A 2,709-nucleotide genomic window follows, 5' to 3' on the forward strand; every position below is an offset into this window, starting at 1 on the left:
AACCGCGGCCGCAGAGGGGTACTACGAGGACAGCCTCGTCTCCGGTCCGCGCTGCGCTGACGCGAACAAGTCGGCCAGGACCTTCCGGGCCTCGAGATCCCGCTCGAGCCCAACAGCGAACCGCCGTCCAGTCGGACAACATCAAGTACGACACGGCGAGCTGACCACGACCACGATCAACCTTCTCGACTGGGAAGGCGAGTCGCCGCTGGCCACCAGCGAGGGCTGGATGGTGATCGACCCGACCCGGCTTGATCTCGATGCAGATGGCGTGATCGACGCCGGCTGGAGCGCCGTCAACGGCACTCTCGGCGCCGGCGACGCGATGCCCACGGGCCTGATCCTGTCGGCGGTGACGCCGAACGGCACGGTTCTCGAGCAGAACGTCTTCGACACGGCGATCTACGTGAAGGGCGACCGTCAGGACGCGGCCGATCTCTACGACATGCAGCTTGTCGTCGAATACGTCGAATCTTGGGACGATGTCATCGGCTCGGTTCAGCAAGTCAGCAATGTGACCCATACGGATCGCTACGCTGCGTTCCAGAATGCATCCTTCGACAACGCCGTCGTCTTCGCCAGCCCGGTGACGATGAACGGGCCGGATGCGGCAACCGTCAGGTTCAGCGAGATCACGTCGACCAGCGCGACTTTTCATCTTGATGAGCCCGAAGGCTACGACCAGATGCACATTGCTGAAGATGTCAGCCTGACGGCCTTTGAATCCGGCGTCTGGGAGCTCGATGACGGCAGCCTGCTTCAGGTAGGTACAACCGTCTTCTCGGGAGGTGCGACGAACGAATTCCACAACGTGGAATTCGGCGCCGCATTCGACGAAGCGCCGGTGGTCATGCTACAGATCCAATCCGACAACGGTCCTGACTGGATCATCGCGCGTGTCGGAGAAGTCAGCGAGACCGGCTTCAGCTATACAGTTCAGGAAGCCGAAAGCCAAGATGGCCTGCACCCGCATGAGATCATTGGCTACGCTGCGTTCGACGCGGCATCTGCCGACGGTCTGGTCGATTGGAACGGGATCGCCTCGCAGGCCTTTTCCACCGATAGAACCGTGAGCGATCAGCCGACGGCATTCGTCTTCGCCGAGGAGCTCGGCCTCGACCCGATCGTGTCCGGCGGACTGAGCAGCTTCTACGGTCCGGACCCCGCCAATCTGCGCCTCGCAGATATGACGGATGACGGCATCGTCGCAACTGCGCAGTTCATCGCGAGCGAAGAGATGAGCTTGGACGACGAAACCACACACATTGCCGAGATCGCGAGCGGCATCGCGTTCGGGAGCGAGGGATTGCTCACCGGCGAGGCCTATGTCGACGACATCGTCTTCGTCTGACATCTGGTCGGTGCGAAAAAAAGGGGCGGCGCGCGTGCGCCGCCCCTTTCCGTGTCCGCAGGCTCAGTCCAGCACCTGCACCGCGTCGAAGCATTCAAGCACCGGCGGGCCGAGATATATGCCGTCGGAACTCTTGGCCCCCTTGTGCGCGGCGCGAAAGGCCTCGCTCCGGGTCCAGCCCTTGAAGCTCTCCTCGTCGGCCCAGAGCGTATGCGAGGCATAGAGCACGTGATCGCCCTGCTCCGCCCCCTTCATCAGCGCGAAACTGACGAAGCCCGGCACCTGCTTGAGATGACTGTCGCGGGCCTGCCACATGGCCTCGAACTCGGCGGCCCGATCGGGCACCACCTTGAAGCGGTTCATCGTCAGGTACATCGCGGTCTCCTTGCGGGTTGTGGAATTCCCCCTCTCCGCCCTATCTAGGGGCGGAACAGATGGAGGCGAGCTTGCAGATCTTCGTGGGGCTGGGCAATCCCGGCGGCAAATATGCCCGAAACCGGCACAACATCGGCTTTATGGCGCTCGACCGGATCGCCGAGGATCACGGCTTCGGTCCGTGGCGCGCGCGGTTTCAGGCCGAGGTCAGCGAGGGCCGGCTCGGCGGCGACAAGGTGCTGCTGCTCAAGCCCGGCACCTTCATGAACCTCTCCGGCCAGGCGGTCGGCGAGGCGATGCGCTTCTTCAAGCTCGAGCCGGACGACGTGACGGTGTTCCACGACGAGCTCGACCTCGCGCCGGGCAAGTGCCGGGTGAAGACCGGCGGTGGCCATGCCGGCCATAACGGGCTGCGCTCGATCCACGCCCATATCGGCGAGACCTATCACCGGGTGCGGCTGGGCATCGGCCATCCCGGCCGCAAGGATCTGGTGGCGGCCTACGTGCTGCACGATTTCCACAAGGCCGACGAGGATTGGCTCGACGACCTGCTGCGCGGCATCTCCGACGGCGCGGGCGAGCTGGCGCGCGGAGATACCGGCAAGTTCCAGAACGCCGTGGCGCTGCGGGTCAACCCGCCGCGTTCCTCGGGCGGCAAGCAGGAGAAGCCAGAGCCCGCTTCCGGCAAACCGGCGCCAAAGAAAGACCCCGAAGCAAAGGCCGCGCAAGACCCGCAGCCGGACGACCGCTCGCCGCTGCAGAAGCTCGCCGACAAGTTCCGCTGAGGCTGCCTGACGGCGCCGTGACCGCGCGGCGCTGGACAGGCCGCCGCCGGTTTGCCACGCTGCCCGCGAGGGAGACGCGCAATGATGCAGAAAGATCAGTCGATCAACGTTCTGGGCGGGCCGCTCTCGCCCTGCTCAATGGCGCCGCTGACGGGCTTTTTCCGCGACGGCCACTGCAACACCTGCGCGCAGGATGCC

The 2,709-nt window shown here is 64.6% G+C and carries 4 protein-coding genes; 3 read left to right on the forward strand and 1 reads right to left on the reverse strand.

Features of this window, described 5'->3' with window-relative positions; translation table 11 throughout:
* Positions 1-1,351, forward strand: a 1,351-nt coding sequence (locus R2601_RS14605; protein ID WP_007799669.1) for a hypothetical protein, incomplete at its 5' end; no start/stop codon positions are given.
* A gap of 63 nt (positions 1,352-1,414) precedes the next feature.
* Here the strand turns inward: R2601_RS14605 and hmuQ are convergent.
* Positions 1,415-1,726 carry a heme-degrading protein HmuQ gene (gene hmuQ / locus R2601_RS14610; protein WP_007799671.1) on the reverse strand — a complete coding sequence of 104 codons (312 nt, stop codon included), beginning with the start codon at positions 1,724-1,726 and terminating at the stop codon, positions 1,415-1,417.
* A 71-nt stretch (positions 1,727-1,797) separates the two neighbouring features.
* Between hmuQ and pth the strand changes: the two genes are divergently transcribed.
* Positions 1,798-2,511, forward strand: a complete 714-nt coding sequence (gene pth, locus R2601_RS14615; protein ID WP_040545404.1) for an aminoacyl-tRNA hydrolase — start codon at positions 1,798-1,800, stop codon at positions 2,509-2,511.
* Positions 2,512-2,595: 84 nt separating this feature from the next.
* The coding region (locus R2601_RS25995) for a DUF2237 family protein (RefSeq protein ID WP_144266933.1) at positions 2,596-2,709 on the forward strand (114 nt) is incomplete at its 3' end.

Origin of the sequence: Salipiger bermudensis HTCC2601 (assembly GCF_000153725.1) — a bacterium.
Lineage (GTDB): Bacteria > Pseudomonadota > Alphaproteobacteria > Rhodobacterales > Rhodobacteraceae > Salipiger > Salipiger bermudensis.

What these genes read in the sequence shown, in the direction of transcription:
- hmuQ (WP_007799671.1), bottom strand. Translation starts at nt 1,726, where the DNA reads ATGTACCTGACGATGAACCGCTTCAAGGTGGTGCCCGATCGGGCCGCC.